Raw genomic sequence first — 15,361 nt, forward strand, 5'->3', positions numbered from 1 at the left:
ATCTAGTCACGCCCCCATATGTCGTCCAGAGGCTTCAGAAATTACTGAACGGAAAACCTGCCCGCCCGCGGGGCCGTCCCTTCGTTGCGCGCCGCGGGCGGGCCGGCCTGTGGAGACGCGCTGGACGATCCATGACCGGGGACATAGATCCCGCCCAAAGGAGCGCCCGCATGAAAGAGACGTCCCCCGGCGGCCTTGACGAGGTTCGCAGCGATTTCATCGAGAAGATCGGGCTGATCGCCCAGAACGACGGGCTGCCGCGCATCGCCGGGCGCATCTTCGCGCTGCTGCTCTTCGATGGCGAGATCGTCTCCTTCGGAGAGATCGCCGAACGGCTCCAGGTGAGCCGCGGCAGCGTCAGCTCGGCCACGCGGCTTCTCGAGGATCGCGGGCTGCTCAAGCGGGTCGGCAAGCCCGGTCAGCGGCAGGATTTCTTCCGCCTTGCCGACAACCCCTATCGCAACATGCTCGACAATATCGTGACCGGGCTCGACCGGGCGCGCGACGAGATCGGCGACACGCTGCAACAGCTGCCGCAGGACTGCCCCGAGATCCGCCGCAGGGTGCAGGATTACGCCCGCTTCTACGAGGTGATGGGCCGCGCCATCGACCAGTCGATCAAGACCCTCGAATAGCGCGGCATCCGCTCAGTCGCGGGCCTTTTCAAGAAGCGCGACCATCTCGCGGAACTTGGTGCGCTGCTCCTCGGCATCGCCCGACAGGATCGCCGTTTCGATGCAGTGGTTCGTGTGGTCCTCGATCAGCAGGCGCTCCACCGCCTTGAGCGCGGAGCGCACGGCCGCCGTCTGCACCAGCACGTCGACGCAGTAGCGATCTTCCTCGACCATGCGAGAGATGCCCCTGATCTGTCCCTCGAGCCGCGCCAGCCGCTTCTGGATCGCCGCCTTGTTTTTCTTGTCTTGCATGTCATTCGCCTCCGGCTTCGGGACCTTACGCCCGAATGGCGGCTCCTGCCATACGCGGCAGGGGCATTTTCGCGCCCTGCCCCCCTGTGCAGTTCTCGGGCATCCCCCATGCCGGCGCGGCGCCGATCATCCTGATCGCCGGACAGGACAGGACCGACGGGGCCTTCGGCCAGATCTTCGCGGGCGGCTTCTCGGGGCTTCGGCGCGGCGGGCCGATCGTGGCCCGGACGTCCTGATCCCCCGCCCCCTTCGCGGAGGGCGGATCGAGACCGGTGTGCAGGAATGCGGCACCGCGCAAGCCGATGCGCCGAACGAGGATGCGGGCGGGCGCGCGAGGCTGTAGAGATCCCCGGGCGGGGCGGCCGAAGGGGGGATGGCGCAGATGGGATCGTGGGGCGAGCCGGCGCTGTTCCTGGCGACGATCATCAACCAGCTTCCGATCGTCAGCGTCTTCGTGCCGACCGAGCCCGTCTATGTCTATCTCGGCACGCAGCTGCCGCAGGGCGGCTGGACCTCGCTTCTGATCTGCATGCTGGGCGCCTGGATCGGCGCGCAGGGCTCGTTCTGGCTCGGGCGGACCGCCGGGGCGCGGGTGCTGGCGCGGATGAACGCCGCCCCCGCCGCCATGGCCCGCGCCCGCCGCCTGTTCGAGCGGCGCGGCGCGCCCTTCGTGGTGCTGGCGCAGCTGATCTGGCCGATCGCCACGCTGAGCCAGGTGCTGGCCGGGGCCTGGGGCATGCGCCCGGCCACCTATCTCGCCGTCTCGGCGCTGGGCGCGCCGCTGGCGGTGCTGCAATACGCGGCGATCGGCTATGTCTCGGCCAGCGGGCTCGCGGCGCTCGGGCTGGCACCCGATGAGCCGCTTCTCGTCCTGCTCGGCCCCTACCGGCTGCTGATCGGTCTGGCGCTTTTGCTGCTGATCGGCTGGGCGCTGATCCTGCGCCGCGCCAAGCACGCGCTGCCGCTGCGCATCGCCTATGCGGCGCTGCTGGCGCTGGCGATGTTCGGCGCGGTCAATCTCGGCACGCTGACCGGCCGAACCGATGCGGCGGGGCGGCTCGCGCCGCTGCCGCTCGATCTCGCCTGCCGCGCGCTCGACGAGACGCTGATCGCGCGGGCGGGCGAGACGCCGCTGCACGCGGCGCAGCCGGTGAACCTCGCGCTGGTGGGCTTCGACGCGCCCGCATCATTGCTCGAAGGGCTGGGCTGGCTGCGCAACCGCACCTATGCGGGCGGCGATCTGGAGCCGACCGATATCCTGCGGCTCACCTATGAGGGCCTGCCCCCGGCTTCCTCGGTGCTGCTCGAAGGGATCGCCACCGATCTTGCCTGGCAGAAGGAGCGCGGCGTGGTGCCGCGCATGCAGCTGCGGCTCTGGCCGGTCGCGGTGCCCACGGGCGTGCCGCCGATCTACCTCGCCTCGGTCGGGCGGATCGACGCGGTGACGCTGCGGCTGGGCGGGCGGCTGCCGCTGCCGGTGCTGGCCTATGACCTCTTTCCCTTTACCGACAGCGCCCGCAACCGCGAGGCCGAGGCGATCACCCGCGCCATCCCCGGCGCGGATTGGCGGCTTTTGGGCCCTTCGGCCCTGCCCGGTGAGGAAAGCCAGTTCGAAAGCGACGGCCGCATCGCGGTGCTGCGCGCGCCCGGAGCGCCCGCCCTGCCCGAGATCTGCGGCGGGGCGGCCTCCGCCCGGGCCTCGGCCACGACGCGGGGCTGAGCCGCGGCCGTCGCAGCGCCCGCGCCCGCCCCGACCGCGGCCGGCTCTCAGCGCGTGGCGCGCACCTGTGCCAGCTGCCAGATGCTGCGGGTGAAGATGTCCTCGGTGCGGTACCGCGCCCCGGCATCATAGGGATAGACCACCCAGAAGGGGCCCTTCTCGCGCACCGGCATGGGCTCTCCATCCACCCGCGTCGCGACGATGGGCGAGGTCGGCTCGATCTCGTCGATCGGGATCTCCACCCGGTAGTCATTGAGCGCGACCAGCTCGACCTGCCCGGCTTCGCCACCGTCGAAGCCGACCTGCTCCAACAGCACGGCCAGCGGCACGCCGGAAAAATGCGTGCGCCCGTCGGTCCAGATCGTACCGGTCACGAACTCCGTCTGCGGCAGCGCGTCGAGCGCGTCGAGATCAAAGACCCTGACATTCTGGTCCGGCCCCGTGATGCGCAGCGCCAGCGGCTGTGCCGCGGCCAGGCTGGCGAGCGACGACAGGACGAGGGCCGCACAGGTGGTCTTGATGGTTCCCAGCATCGCGAATCATCTCCAAATCCATGTTTGAGCAGACTGCGCCAGAGACCGGTTTCGGGCCACTTCGCTTCGGAACAGGTTCCTATCCCTTGTGGTAGGCTCCGCTCAACGGGATACAACCGGCGCGCGCCCCGTAGTGACGCTGTGTCACAGGGGCCATCTTGCCCCGGGCGGCCAGGTCTTTGCCACTCGGCAAGACCGATCGGGTAAGGGTGCTGCAGGCCCTTCGGGCCGAAAGAGCAACAGCCGGAGACACCCATGCGCATCCTGATCGCCGACGACCACGACCTCGTGCGCGAGATGATGGCCGCCTTTCTCGAACGGGATGGCAGCATGCAGGTGACGCAATCGGCCAGCCATGACGACGCGATGCGCGAGCTGCACCGAACCGGGCCGTTCGAGCTGGTGCTGCTCGATTACCTGATGCCGGGCATGCGCGGGCTCCAAGGGCTGCGCCAGGCGCTCGCCCGGAGCGGCGGCAACCCGGTGGCGCTGATCTCCGGCACGGCGGGCCGCGGCATCGCCGAGGAGGCGCTCTCGGCCGGGGCGGCGGGATTTCTGCCCAAGACGATGCCGGTCCGCTCGCTGGTCAACGCCGTGAAGTTCATGGTGATGGGCGAGACCTATGTGCCGCACGGCTTCATGAGCGGCCAGGACACGCCGCCCTCGACCCTTTCCGGCCTGACCCCGCGCGAGCGGCAGGTGCTCGAAGGGCTCACATATGGCAAATCGAACAAGGAGATCGCGCTCGATCGCGGCATCAGCGAGGTCACCGTCAAGCTGCATGTCAAGACGCTGTGCCGCAAGCTCGGCGCGCGCAACCGCACGCAGGCGGCGATGATGTCGCGCGACCAGAGCCCGCTCTGACGCGCCGCGCAGGCGGGCGCCCCCCCCGGGCCGCGGCCCATGGCATGCCCCTGTCATCCGACATAGCATGGGTGCCGATTCGGGAACCGGGAGCGATGTCATGACGGTGTTGGAGCGCAACAACGTGAAGCTGGGCGGCCTGCCGGATGGCCCGCCGATGGTCTTCGTGCACGGCTTCGGCTGCGATCAGTCGATGTGGCGCGAGGTGACGCCCGCCTTCGCTGCGACCCGGCGCATCGTCACCTATGACCTGACCGGCATGGGCGGCTCGGAGCTTGCGGCCTATGACCCGCGCCGCCATGCCGATCTTCAGGCCCATGCCGACGAGCTGATCGAGATCCTCGATGCGCTGTCGCTGGGAGAGGTCTGCCTCGTGGGGCATTCGATCGGCGCCACGATCGCGCTTCTGGCGGCGAACCGCGCGCCCGACCGCGTCTCGCGGCTGGTGATGGTCTCGCCCAGCCCCGCCTTTCTGGAGGATGCCGAGGCCGGCTATCGCGGCGGCTTCGCGCGGGAGGAGATCGAGGGGCTGGTGGCGCTTCTCGATGAGAACCATCTCGGCTGGTCGATGCAGATGGCCCCCACCATCGCCGGCCAGCCCGCCGAGGATCCCTCGGCCGTGGAGCTGACGCAGAGCTTCTGCCGGACCGATCCGCAGATCATGAGCCATTTCGGACGGGTCACCTTCTTTGCCGACCGCCGCGCCGATTTCGAGAAGGCCGCCCGCCCGGCGCTGGTGCTGCATTGCGACAAGGACGCGCTGGTGCCGATGGCGGTGGCCGACTGGATGCGCGACAGGATGCCGGGCGCCACGGTCGAGGTGCTCGATGCGACCGGGCACTGCCCGCACATGACCGTGCCGGAAACGGTCGTCGCGGCGATGGGCGCGCATCTCGGGCCTGCCTGATGTCCTACATCGTCGGCGGCGGCTTCGACACGGCGGCAGAGCTGATCGAGGATGCGCCCTGCGGCATCGTCGTGACCGATCCCGACGGCCGGCTGCGCTATGTCAACGCGACGCTGGCGCATTGGCTCGGCCTGCCGCCGGGCGGCGACGCCGCGCGCCCGACGCTGGCCTCGCTGCTCACCGGGCCGGGGCGGATCTTCTACGACACGCATCTGGCGCCGATGATGCGGCTGCAGGGCTTTGCGCGCGAGATCTCCTGCCGGCTCGACACCGCCTCGGGCACGCCCCTGCCGGTGCTGCTGAGCGGCGTATCCCGGCGCGATGCCGAGGGGCGCTGCCTGCGCCATGATTTCACCGTCTTCGACGCCCGCGAGCGGCACGCCTATGAAAAGGCGCTGCAACAGGCCAAGCGCGAGGCCGACGAGCTGGCCGCGATCGTCAGCAGCTCTCCCAATGCCATATTGCGGGTCGATGCGGCGGGCCATGTCCGCAGCTGGAACGCGGGTGCCACGCGGCTGATCGGGCGCTCCGCCGAGGAGGCGGTCGGCCAGCCGGTGGCGCGGATCGTCGCGCTGACCGACCGGCCCGGCTGGTTCGCCGAAGAGATGAAGGGCGCCGGGCGGGGGGCCGAGATCGTCTTCGAGGCCAGCCAGCCCGACGGGCGCGAGCTCGAGGTCACGATGGCGCCGATCGGCACCCATGGCCTGCCCGGCGTCTCGGAGGACTGGTCGGTCATCCTGCGCGACATCACCCGCCGCAAGCATGCCGAGCGCCGGCTGAAGGTGATCCTGGGCGAGATGCGGCACCGCATGAAGAACACGCTGGGCGTGGTCGCGGGGCTGGCCCGGCAGACGCTGCCCAAGCCCCATGCCGAGAGCTTCGTCTCCCGGCTGCAGGCGCTGTCGGCGGCGCATGATGCGCTCGGCGCGGACGGGGCGGAGGACATGTCGGGCGGCGGGACGGCAGCCGATCTGCGCCTGCTGATCGACACCGCCGCGCGCACCGCGGGCGACCCGGCGCGCTTCGAGATCGACGGGCCGGCGGTGCGGCTCACGGCGCGGCAGGCGACATCGCTGTCGATGGCGCTGCACGAGCTGGTCACCAACGCGCTGAAATACGGCGCCCTGTCCTGCGAGTCGGGCCGGGTGCGGATCGACTACCGGCTCGACGAGGCGACGGGGCGGCTTTCGCTGCGCTGGCGCGAACGCGGCGGGCCGACGGTGGTGCCGCCGACCCGGCGCGGCTTCGGCACCAAGATGATCGGCATGGTGCTCAAGGCCGAGCTGGGCGGCGAGATCGATTTCGAATTCGCGCCCGAGGGCTTCAGCTTCGAAGTGGTCTTCCCGACCCGCTGAACCCGCTGACGCCTTCCGTCAGGCCCGCGCCAGCGCCTGCGCGATCTCATCGCGCCCCGCCCCCGCCGCCAGCAGCGCCGAAAGCAGCAGCCGCGCCTTGAGCCCCGGCAGCGTGCCGGTCAGCAGACCGCCCGCCTCGACCAGCGTGGTCGCGCCGCTGTCGCCGCCATAGACCGCGCGGGTGCGCCCTTCCACGCAGCGCGAGGCGATGAGCACCGGCACGCCCGCCGCATTCAGCCGTTGCACCGCCGCGCCGAAGCCGCGCGGCGCGTTGCCGCGCCCGAACCCCTCGATCACCACGCCGCGCACGCCGCGATCGGCGCAGAAATCGAGAAAGGCCGGCGTCGTGCCGAGCGCGAGCCTGAGCAGCTCCACCTCCTCGACCAGCCCCCGATCCGGCACCACCCGGCGCGGGCCGGGGTGGCGGTAGAGATGCACCTCGCCGAGATCGACCTCGCCCAGCTTGCCCAAGCCCGGCGAGCGGAAGGTATCGGTGCGCGATGCATGCATCTTGGTCACGTCGCGCGCGGCGTGGATCTCGCCCTCGAAGACGATCACCGCGCCGATGCCGCGCGCCTGCGGCGCGGCGGCCACGCGGATCGCATCGGCGATGTTGCGCGGCCCGTCGCTGTCGGGATCGCCCGCATGGCGCTGCGCCCCGGTGAAGACCACCGGCTTGTCGCCCGCCACGAGGATGTCGGCGAGATAGGCGCTTTCCTCCATCGTGTCGGTGCCATGGGTCACCACGACACCGGCGCAGCCGGGCTCCTGCAATGCCGCGCGGATCGCGGCGACGAGCCCATGCGCATCCGCCAAAGTGAGCGCGAAGCTGTTGAGTTCACGAAACTCCTCGACCCGGACCTCGATCCCGTCGAGCGGATCGTGCAGCTTTGCCAGAAGCGTGCTCCCGCCCAGCTCGGCGACGACCGCGCCCGCCGCTTCGGAATGCTGCGAGGCAATGGTGCCGCCCGTCGAAATCAGCGTGACCCCGGTCATGATCCGTCCTTCATAGCTGTCGGTTCTGGTGCCCGTGGCCGGACTCGAACCGGCACGCCCCAAGGAGCAGGAGATTTTAAGTCTCGTGTGTCTACCATTCCACCACACGGGCACGGGCGCAGGCTTACGACGCCGCGCGCGAGGGGTAAAGCCGTGGCCTGCGCATCGGCCCATGGCGGTCGCCCCGATCATGCGCCATGCTGCGCCTGCGCCGCGGGCGCACCACCAACCCCGAGGCCCCGATGTTCCCGATCCGCGACCACAACCCCTCGACCGGCACGCCCTATGTCACCTGGGCCCTGATCGCGATCAACATCGCGATCTACCTGTGGATGGTGGTCGCGCTCGACACGGGCGACGACCTGGCGCGGCTTTATTACGACTGGGCGATGATCCCGGTGCGGGTCTCGGCCGGCGAGAACCCGGTCTCGCTGCTCAGCTCGATCTTCCTGCATGGCGGGCTCTTTCACCTCGCGGGCAATATGCTGTTCCTGTTCATCTTCGGCGACAACATGGAGGAGCAGCTCGGCCATGGCGGCTTTGCGGCCTTCTATGCGGGCTCCGGCGTCGCGGCCAATCTCGTGCAGTTCGCGGCGGAGCCCTTCTCGCCCATTCCGACCATCGGCGCCTCCGGCGCGATCGCGGGCGTGATGGGCGGCTATCTGCTGCTGTTTCCGCGCGCGCGGATCGACATCCTGATCTTCCTGATCGTGTTCATCCGGCTGGTGCCGGTGCCCGCCTGGCTGGTGCTGGCGGTCTGGTTCGGGCTGCAGGTGCTGGGCGGGATCGGCATGGACGCGGCCACGGGCGGCGTGGCCTACTGGGCCCATGCGGGCGGCTTCGCGGTGGGGCTGGTGCTGGTGCTGCCGCTCTGGCTCAGGCGCGGCGGCCCGGCCTTCTGGAGCCGCACCCATGGCGCGCCGCCGCACGCCCCCGCCCCGCCCTTGGGGCGCAGCAACATTCCTGTCGTGAGGAGACGCAGATGACCATCCCCGAACCGCATCACCGTCTGAGCTGCCATTGCGGCGCGGTCGAGCTGCGCCTGCATCTTGCCGACGGGCTGAACACCGCGCGGCGTTGCGACTGTTCGTTCTGCCGCAGGCGCGGGGCGATCGCCGCCACGGTGCGGCTCGGTGAGCTGGAGGTGGTGCGCGGGGCCGAGAACCTCACGCTCTACCAATGGGGCACGAAGACCGCGCAGCATTGGTTCTGCGCCACCTGCGGGATCTATACCCATCACCGCAGGCGGTCGAACCCGAACGAATACGGCGTCAATGTCGGCGCGCTGGAGGGGGTGAACCCCTCCGAGCTTGGCGAGATCGCGTGGTCGGACGGGGTGAACCACCCCTCCGACCGCTAGCGGGTTCAGGCCGCGCGGGCGCGGACCAGCTTGGCGAATTTCTCGAAGATGTCGGCATTGGCGGCGACCACGTCGCCATGCTCGAGCGGATCGTGGCCCTCGCGGATCGCGCCGACGAAGCCGCCCGCCTCGGTGAGGATGATCATGCCCGCCGCGATGTCCCAGATCCTGGTCTCGCGCTCCCAGTAGCCCTCGGTGCGGCCCGCGGCCACATAGGCCATGTTGAGCGCCGAGGAGCCGTATTGCCGCAGCCCCGAGACCTCGGGGGCGATGCGGGCGAGATCCTGGATCATCGCGGGCAGCGTGCGCCGCCCGGCGCAGGGCACGCCGGTCGAGAAGATCGATTCGACGAGGCGATGGCGCGAGGAAACGCGCAGGCGGCCCTCGTTGAGCCATGCGCCCTCGCCCTTTTCGGCGTGGAACATCTCGTCCTTCACCGGGTCATAGATCACGCCGGCGACGATTCGGCCCTTGTGCTCCAGCGCGATCGAGATCGCCCAATGCGGCATGCCGTGCAGGAAGTTGGTGGTGCCGTCGATCGGATCGACGATCCAGCGGCGGGTCGGGTCCTCGCCCTCGATGGGGCCGCCCTCTTCGCCAAGGAAGCCATAGGAGGGCCGCGCCTCCATCAGCGCCTCGCGGATGGTCTGCTCGGCCTGACGGTCGGCGCGGGTGACGAAGTCGCCCGGTCCCTTGGTCGAGACCTGCAGCTGCTCGACCTCGGCGAAATCCTTGAGCAGCGCGCGACCGGCGCGGCGGGCGGTCTTCATCATCACGTTGAGATTGGCGGAACGGGCCATCGGGGCCTCCTCGGGCTTAGGGCTGTCAGGCCCACGGGGCCTTGAGATGTCACGGATCAAGGGGCCATAGCGGCTCCGCGCCATCCCGGCAAGGGGTCAGGCGGCGCCCTGCCTAGCCCCTTTGCAGCTTCACCGCCTCCTGCCGCGCCAGACGGGTGAAATGCGCGATATAGGGCCGCGAGGTGTCATCCGCGCGCGTCGCGGCAAAGAGCCTGCGCGTCTTGCCCTGCGCGGTGAGCGGCCGGGTCACGTAATCCGAATTGCTGCGCAGCTGTCGCACCACCCAGTCGGGCAGCACCGCGACGCCGCGGTTCGAGGCGACCAGAAGCAGGATCACCGCCGTCAGCTCGACCTGCCGGATCGCCGCGGGCTCCACCCGCGCGGGGATCAGAAGCTCGGTGAAGACGTCGAGCCGCGTGCGCTCCACCGGGTAGGTGATGAGCGTCTGATCGGCGAAATCCTCGGCCTCGATATGGGGCCTCTCGGCCAGCGGGTTCATCGACGAGGCGACGAAGACCGGCTCGTAGTCGAAGAGCGGCGTGAAATCGGTCTCGGGCAGCGGCTCGGGATCGGAGGAGATCACGAGGTCCACCATCTCGCGCCTGAGCGCGGGCAGCGCGTCGAAGGCCAGACCGGGGCGGATGTCGACATCGACCTCGGGCCAAGCCTTGCGGAACTGCTCCAGCACCGGCAGCAGCCACTCGAAGCAGGCGTGGCATTCGATCGCGATGTGCATCCGCCCCGACTTGCCCGCGATCAGCCCGGCGAACTCGGCCTCGAGATCGGCGACGCGCGGCAGGATGTCCTCGGCGGCGGCCAGGAGCTTCAGCCCGGCGGCCGAGAGCTTGAGCGGCTTGGAGCGGCGCACGAAAAGCTCGACCCCGGCCTGATCCTCGATGCCCTTGATCTGATGCGACAGCGCCGATTGTGTTATGTTCAGCAGGTCGGCCGCCCGCGCCAGCCCGCCGGTGTCGTGGATCGCCTTGATGGTGCGCAGATGGCGGAACTCGATATGCAAGTGAAACTCATGATCGTGGTGAGGGTTATGAATTTGTCTCACGTCCCCCCATCTGCGACAAGCTCCGCATCCCACAGGAGACCCGACATGACCCGCCCTGCCGTCAGTTTCGAATTCTTTCCGCCGAAGAACATCGAAGGCTCGTTCCGTCTTTGGGACACGGTGCAGGCGCTGGCTCCGATGGAGCCTGAATTCGTCTCGGTCACCTATGGCGCGGGCGGCACGACCCGCAAGCTGACCCACGAGGCGGTGGACGCGATCCACAAGAAGGCGGGGCTGCGGGTCGCCGCGCATCTGACCTGCGTCGAGGCCACGCGGGCCGAGACGATGGAGATCGTCGACGGCTACGCCAAGGCGGGCGTCGAGGAGATCGTGGCGCTCAGGGGAGACCCGCCGAAAGGCTCGGGCGGGTTTCGCGCCCACCCGGAGGGCTTCGCCGGTTCGGTCGAGCTGATCGAGGCGCTGGCCGCGCGCGGCAATTTCCGCATCCGTGTCGGCGCCTATCCCGAACGGCACCCCGACGCGGCGCATGAGCTCGCGGATGTCGAGCATCTCAAGCGCAAGTTCGACGCGGGCGCGCATAGCGCGATCACCCAGTTCTTCTTCGAGGCGGACACCTTCTTCCGCTTCCGCGACGCCTGCGTGAAGGCGGGGATCGAGGGGCCGATCATTCCCGGCATCCTGCCGATCGAGAACTGGAAGGGCGCGAAGAAATTCGCCGGCATGTGCGGCACCTCGATCCCGCAGGTCGTGGCCGACGGTTTCGAGCATGCGAAGGATCAGGCCGAGGCCGACCTGCTGGCCACGGCGCTGGCCACCGAGCTGTGCGACACGCTGATCGCGGGCGGGGCCGAGCACCTGCATTTCTACACGCTCAACAAGCCGGACCTGACGCGCGACGTCTGCCACGCGCTGGGCATCACGCCGAAAGCCGCGCTGAGCGAGGTGGCCTGAGCGCGACGGGGGGCCCGCCCGCACCCTGCCATTGAGGGCTCCGCCCACCGGTCTGCTATTGGGGGCTCCGCCCCCGGGCCTTCGGCCCTCCCCCGGCGTATTTGGAGAAAGATGAACCAGGGGAGCGCATCGCCCTCGTTCATCTTTCCATAAATACGCCCTACCCGGCCCGGACCCCGGCGCTACCCTCGGGATCATGGCCGATCTTCTGACCTTCACCGACCGGGGCATCTACTGCGAAGCGGGCGATTTTCATATCGACCCGTGGCTGCCCGTCGACCGCGCGCTCGTCACCCATGGCCATGCCGATCACGCGCATGAGGGCATGAACCGCTACCTCGCCACCGACATCGCCGCGCCGGTCATGCGGCACCGCTTGGGCGACATCTCTCTCGACACGATCCGCTATGGCGAGACGCGCACCATCGGCGACGTCACCGTGTCGTTTCATCCGGCGGGCCACGTCCCCGGCTCGGCCCAGATCCGGGTCGAGCGCAAGGGCGAGGTCTGGGTCGCCTCGGGCGATTACAAGACCATCGACGACGGCCTCTCCACCCCGTTCGAGCCGGTGCGCTGCGACGCCTTCATCACCGAATCCACCTTCGGCCTGCCGGTGTTCAAATGGACGCCGCAGGACGAGCTGGCGCGCGACCTCAACGCATGGTGGGCCGCCAACGCCGCCGAGGGGCGGTTTTCGCTGATCGGCTCCTATGCCTTGGGCAAGGCGCAGCGCATCCTGTCTCTGGCCGACACCTCGATCGGCCCGATCCTGACCCATGGCGCGGTCGAGAACACCAACGAGGTGCTGCGCGCCCAAGGCATCAAGCTCCCCGACACGATCCGCGTGACGCCCGAGACCGACCTGAAATCGCTGGCGGGCGGGCTTGTCGTGGCCACGCCCTCGGGGCTGGGCGGGCCGTGGTCGCGCCGCTTCAACCTGCCGGGCAAGCCCGCCTCCACCGCCTTTGCCAGCGGCTGGATGGCGCTCAGGGGCGTCCGGCGCAGGCGGGCGGCGGATCGCGGCTTCATCATGTCGGACCATGCCGACTGGCCGGGGCTCAATTCCGCGATCCGCGAAACCGGGGCCTCCCGCATCTTCGTCACCCATGGCTATACGAGCGTCTTTCGCCGCTGGCTGGAGAGCGAGGGCTATGACGCCCATGTCGTCTCGACCGAGTATTCCGGCGAACGCATCGATGCCGAGGACGAAAGCGGCGCCGAAGGCGAGGCGGCATGAAGCGCTTTGCCGAGCTGTTCCGCGCCGTCGACCAGACCACCCGCACCACCAGGAAGGTCGCGGCGATGGCCGAGTATTTCCGCGACGCGCCCGACGCCGACAAGCTCTGGACCGTCGCGCTCTTTTCGGGCCGCCGCCCGCGCCGCACCATCACCGCGACCGTGCTGCGCGAATGGGCGGCCGAGCGGGCGGGCATTCCGCTATGGCTGTTCGAGGAAGCCTATCCCATCGTCGGCGATCTCGCCGAGACGATCTCCCTCGTCCTGCCGCCCGCCGAGGCCGAAGAGGACCGCCCGCTCAGCCACTGGATCGGCGAGATCCGCCGCCTGTCCAAGGAGGACGAGCCCGCGCGCAAGGCGGGCATCCTCGCGGCATGGGACGCGCTGGGGCCGACCGAGCGGCTTCTCTTCACCAAGCTGCTGACGGGCAGCTTCCGCGTCGGCGTCAGCCAGAAGCTGATGACCCGTGCGCTGGCGCAGGCCACCGGGATCGACGAGGCGGAACTCACGCACCGGCTGATGGGGTCGTGGACGCCCGATGACATCTCGTGGCACGCGCTCGTCCACGAGCCCGACCCGACGGCGAGCCTGTCGCGCCCCTACCCCTTCTACCTCGCCTACCAGCTTGATGACCTGAAGGACCTCGGCGATCCCGGCGACTGGATGGCCGAGCGCAAATGGGACGGCATCCGCGGCCAGCTGATCCTGCGCGGCGGCGATCATCACCTCTGGTCGCGCGGCGAAGAGCTGATGACCGACCGCTTTCCCGAACTCGCGCGCATAAAGGATTTCCTGCCCATGGGCACGGTGATCGACGGCGAGGTGCTGGGCTGGGGCGACGAAGCGCCGCTCTCCTTCAACGCGCTGCAAAAGCGGATCGGGCGCAAGACCGTGCCGAAGAAGCTCCTGACCGAGGCGCCGGTGATCCTCATGGGCTACGACCTTCTGGAACAGGATGGCGAGGACATCCGCGCCCTGCCCTTTGCCGAGCGGCGCGCAAGGCTCGACGCGCTGGGGGCTGACCTGCCGCCCGAGGCGCCGTTCCGGCTGTCGCCGCTCGTGCCGGTCGAAAGCCTCGATCAGCTGGCCCAGGAGCGCGCGAAGTCGCGCGAGCTGATGGCCGAGGGGCTGATGCTCAAGCGCGCGGGCAGCCCCTATCTCGCGGGCCGCAAGAAGGGCGACTGGTGGAAGTGGAAGGTCGATCCGCTGACCATCGACGCGGTCATGGTCTATGCGCAGGCCGGATCGGGGCGGCGGGCCAACATGTTCACCGACTTCACCTTCGCGGTAAAGGACGGCAACGCGCTCGTCCCCTTCACCAAGGCCTATAGCGGGCTGACCGATGCCGAGTTCCGCAAGATCACCGCATGGGTGCGCAAAAACACGCTCGAACGCTACGGGCCGGTGCGGCATGTCAAACCGGAACATGTTTTCGAGATCGGCTTCGAAGGCATCCAGCCCAGCCCGCGCCACAAATCCGGCGTCAGCTTGCGCTTTCCGCGCATGCTGCGCTGGCGCCATGACAAGCCGCTCGACGAGATCAACACGCTGGGCGACCTGAAGGACATGCTCGCCGCCTATGGAGGGAACACCACCGCATGAGACAGGCCATCGCCGTGATCGCGGGCATCCTGCTCGCCTTGCTCTGCATCGCATCGCTGCTGCCGCTGGTGGAGACCGACACCTGGTGGATCCGCTATCTCGATTTCCCGCGCATGCAGTTCGCCGCCGGGATCGTGCTGGCCTGGGTCATCATGGCCGCTCTCGGCGGCATCGGCCACGGCGCGGCGCGCTGGCTCACCGTGCTGGCCATCGCCGCGCTGGCCTATCATGGCTGGCGGCTCTGGCCCTACCAGCCCATGGCCGCGAAGATGGACCCCGGCACCGCCACATGCGCGCCCGAAGACCGGATCAGCGTGCTTGTCGCCAATGTGCAGCGCTCCAACCGGCAGGCCGATGAAGTCATCGCGCTGGCCCGCGCGCAGGACCCGGACCTGTTCCTGGTGCTGGAAACCAATGGCTGGTGGGACGAGGCGCTGCAGGCGCTCGATGCCGATTACGCCCATCACATCCAGGACATCCCCTCCGACGCGACCTATTACGGCATGCATGTCTTCTCGCGCCATCCCTTCGCCAGCAGCGAGATGCGCTATCCCTTCGGCGCCGACACGCCGCTCTTCGACGGGGTGCTCGATCATCCCGCCGGGCAGATCCGCGTCTTCGGCCTGCATCCGCGCCCGCCGCATTACTTCCAGCCCTCCACCCTGCGCGACGCGACCATGCTGCAAGCCGCGATCGAGGCGCGCGACGAGACGCGGCCGACGCTGCTCGCCGGCGATTTCAACGCCGCCCCCTGGGAGCGCACCGCCCGCCGCACCCTGCGGCTGGGAGAGCTGATCGACCCGCGCGCCGGGCGCGGGCCGATGGTCAGCTTCGACGCCAATTCCTGGTGGATGAAATGGCCGCTCGACCAGATCCTCTGGACCCGGGGGCTGGCCATGGCCGATTTCGCCGTGCTGCCCGGCATCGGCTCGGATCATTACCCGCTGCGCGCCGATCTGTGCCTCGCGCAGGCGCCCGGGCAGCGGCTCGTGCCCGCGCGCGAGGACGATCCCGCCGAGGCGGAGGCCACGCTGGAGAAGGCCCGCGCCATGCGCGACGACGCCTTTGACGGCTGAGCGCGCCGCGACGG

General features: G+C 69.3%; 17 protein-coding genes and 1 tRNA gene. 12 read left to right on the forward strand and 6 right to left on the reverse strand.

From position 1 onward, the window contains the following. The first annotated feature begins 170 nt into the window (after window positions 1-170). Complete coding sequence (locus CJ301_RS13735) at window positions 171-635, forward strand: GbsR/MarR family transcriptional regulator (RefSeq protein WP_162620535.1); 465 nt, start codon at window positions 171-173, stop codon at window positions 633-635. A gap of 12 nt (window positions 636-647) precedes the next feature. On the opposite strand, the gene CJ301_RS13740 is transcribed toward CJ301_RS13735, so the two are convergent. After that, window positions 648-926, reverse strand: coding sequence for a metal-sensitive transcriptional regulator (locus CJ301_RS13740; RefSeq protein ID WP_099277961.1), 279 nt, complete (start codon window positions 924-926; stop codon window positions 648-650). An 86-nt stretch (window positions 927-1,012) separates the two neighbouring features. Between CJ301_RS13740 and CJ301_RS18795 the strand changes: the two genes are divergently transcribed. After that, window positions 1,013-1,162 carry a hypothetical protein gene (locus tag CJ301_RS18795; protein WP_162620536.1) on the forward strand — a complete coding sequence of 50 codons (150 nt, stop codon included), beginning with the start codon at window positions 1,013-1,015 and terminating at the stop codon, window positions 1,160-1,162. Between the two features lie 137 nt (window positions 1,163-1,299). Then, a complete protein-coding gene (locus tag CJ301_RS13745; RefSeq protein WP_099277962.1) occupies window positions 1,300-2,646 on the forward strand; it encodes a VTT domain-containing protein in 1,347 nt (448 codons plus the stop codon). A 47-nt stretch (window positions 2,647-2,693) separates the two neighbouring features. Here the strand turns inward: CJ301_RS13745 and CJ301_RS13750 are convergent, their stop codons facing one another. Further along, window positions 2,694-3,179: a molybdopterin-dependent oxidoreductase gene (locus tag CJ301_RS13750; RefSeq protein ID WP_099277963.1), complete on the reverse strand. Its 486-nt coding sequence runs from the start codon at window positions 3,177-3,179 to the stop codon at window positions 2,694-2,696. 255 nt (window positions 3,180-3,434) lie between these two features. Here CJ301_RS13750 and CJ301_RS13755 point away from each other — a divergent pair, with 255 nt between their 5' ends. The 3 genes from CJ301_RS13755 (at window position 3,435) to CJ301_RS13765 (ending at window position 6,305) form a co-directional block, all read left to right on the forward strand. Further along, a complete protein-coding gene (locus CJ301_RS13755; protein WP_099277964.1) occupies window positions 3,435-4,043 on the forward strand; it encodes a response regulator in 609 nt (202 codons plus the stop codon). Between the two features lie 100 nt (window positions 4,044-4,143). Continuing rightward, a complete protein-coding gene (locus CJ301_RS13760) occupies window positions 4,144-4,950 on the forward strand; it encodes an alpha/beta fold hydrolase (RefSeq protein ID WP_099277965.1) in 807 nt (268 codons plus the stop codon). Beyond that, window positions 4,950-6,305: a sensor histidine kinase gene (locus CJ301_RS13765; protein ID WP_099277966.1), complete on the forward strand. Its 1,356-nt coding sequence runs from the start codon at window positions 4,950-4,952 to the stop codon at window positions 6,303-6,305. Before CJ301_RS13760 ends, CJ301_RS13765 begins: the two co-directional genes overlap by 1 nt. Window positions 6,306-6,323: 18 nt before the next feature. Here CJ301_RS13765 and CJ301_RS13770 read toward each other — a convergent pair whose 3' ends face one another. Together CJ301_RS13770 and CJ301_RS13775 are read right to left on the reverse strand one after the other, a co-directional pair. Continuing rightward, complete coding sequence (locus CJ301_RS13770; protein ID WP_099277967.1) at window positions 6,324-7,301, reverse strand: asparaginase; 978 nt, start codon at window positions 7,299-7,301, stop codon at window positions 6,324-6,326. A gap of 26 nt (window positions 7,302-7,327) precedes the next feature. After that, window positions 7,328-7,413, reverse strand: a tRNA-Leu gene (locus CJ301_RS13775). Between the two features lie 130 nt (window positions 7,414-7,543). On the opposite strand from CJ301_RS13775, the gene CJ301_RS13780 reads away from it, so the two are divergent. Continuing rightward, the gene (locus CJ301_RS13780) at window positions 7,544-8,287 is read left to right on the forward strand and encodes a rhomboid family intramembrane serine protease (RefSeq protein ID WP_099278014.1); all 744 of its coding nucleotides are present in this window, start codon (window positions 7,544-7,546) and stop codon (window positions 8,285-8,287) included. Next, window positions 8,284-8,661, forward strand: a complete 378-nt coding sequence (locus CJ301_RS13785; RefSeq protein ID WP_099277968.1) for a GFA family protein — start codon at window positions 8,284-8,286, stop codon at window positions 8,659-8,661. The genes CJ301_RS13780 and CJ301_RS13785 overlap by 4 nt, the downstream gene beginning before the upstream one ends. A gap of 5 nt (window positions 8,662-8,666) precedes the next feature. Here the strand turns inward: CJ301_RS13785 and CJ301_RS13790 are convergent, their stop codons facing one another. Continuing rightward, the gene (locus CJ301_RS13790; RefSeq protein ID WP_099277969.1) at window positions 8,667-9,461 is read right to left on the reverse strand and encodes an inositol monophosphatase family protein; all 795 of its coding nucleotides are present in this window, start codon (window positions 9,459-9,461) and stop codon (window positions 8,667-8,669) included. A 112-nt stretch (window positions 9,462-9,573) separates the two neighbouring features. After that, on the reverse strand, window positions 9,574-10,479 hold the full coding sequence (locus CJ301_RS13795; RefSeq protein WP_099277970.1) for a LysR family transcriptional regulator: 906 nt from the start codon (window positions 10,477-10,479) through the stop codon (window positions 9,574-9,576). 87 nt (window positions 10,480-10,566) lie between these two features. Here CJ301_RS13795 and metF point away from each other — a divergent pair, with 87 nt between their 5' ends. The 4 genes from metF to CJ301_RS13815 all read left to right on the forward strand — a co-directional run bounded on the left by metF (window position 10,567) and on the right by CJ301_RS13815 (window position 15,347). Further along, a complete protein-coding gene (gene metF / locus CJ301_RS13800) occupies window positions 10,567-11,433 on the forward strand; it encodes a methylenetetrahydrofolate reductase [NAD(P)H] (protein WP_099277971.1) in 867 nt (288 codons plus the stop codon). Window positions 11,434-11,629: 196 nt separating this feature from the next. Further along, on the forward strand, window positions 11,630-12,670 hold the full coding sequence (locus CJ301_RS13805; RefSeq protein ID WP_099277972.1) for a ligase-associated DNA damage response exonuclease: 1,041 nt from the start codon (window positions 11,630-11,632) through the stop codon (window positions 12,668-12,670). After that, a complete protein-coding gene (locus tag CJ301_RS13810; protein ID WP_099277973.1) occupies window positions 12,667-14,271 on the forward strand; it encodes an ATP-dependent DNA ligase in 1,605 nt (534 codons plus the stop codon). The genes CJ301_RS13805 and CJ301_RS13810 overlap by 4 nt, the downstream gene beginning before the upstream one ends. Then, the gene (locus CJ301_RS13815; RefSeq protein ID WP_099277974.1) at window positions 14,268-15,347 is read left to right on the forward strand and encodes an endonuclease/exonuclease/phosphatase family protein; all 1,080 of its coding nucleotides are present in this window, start codon (window positions 14,268-14,270) and stop codon (window positions 15,345-15,347) included. Before CJ301_RS13810 ends, CJ301_RS13815 begins: the two co-directional genes overlap by 4 nt. The last annotated feature ends 14 nt before the right edge of the window (window positions 15,348-15,361 follow it).

The organism is Limimaricola cinnabarinus, from assembly GCF_002723615.1.
GTDB lineage: Bacteria > Pseudomonadota > Alphaproteobacteria > Rhodobacterales > Rhodobacteraceae > Limimaricola > Limimaricola cinnabarinus_B.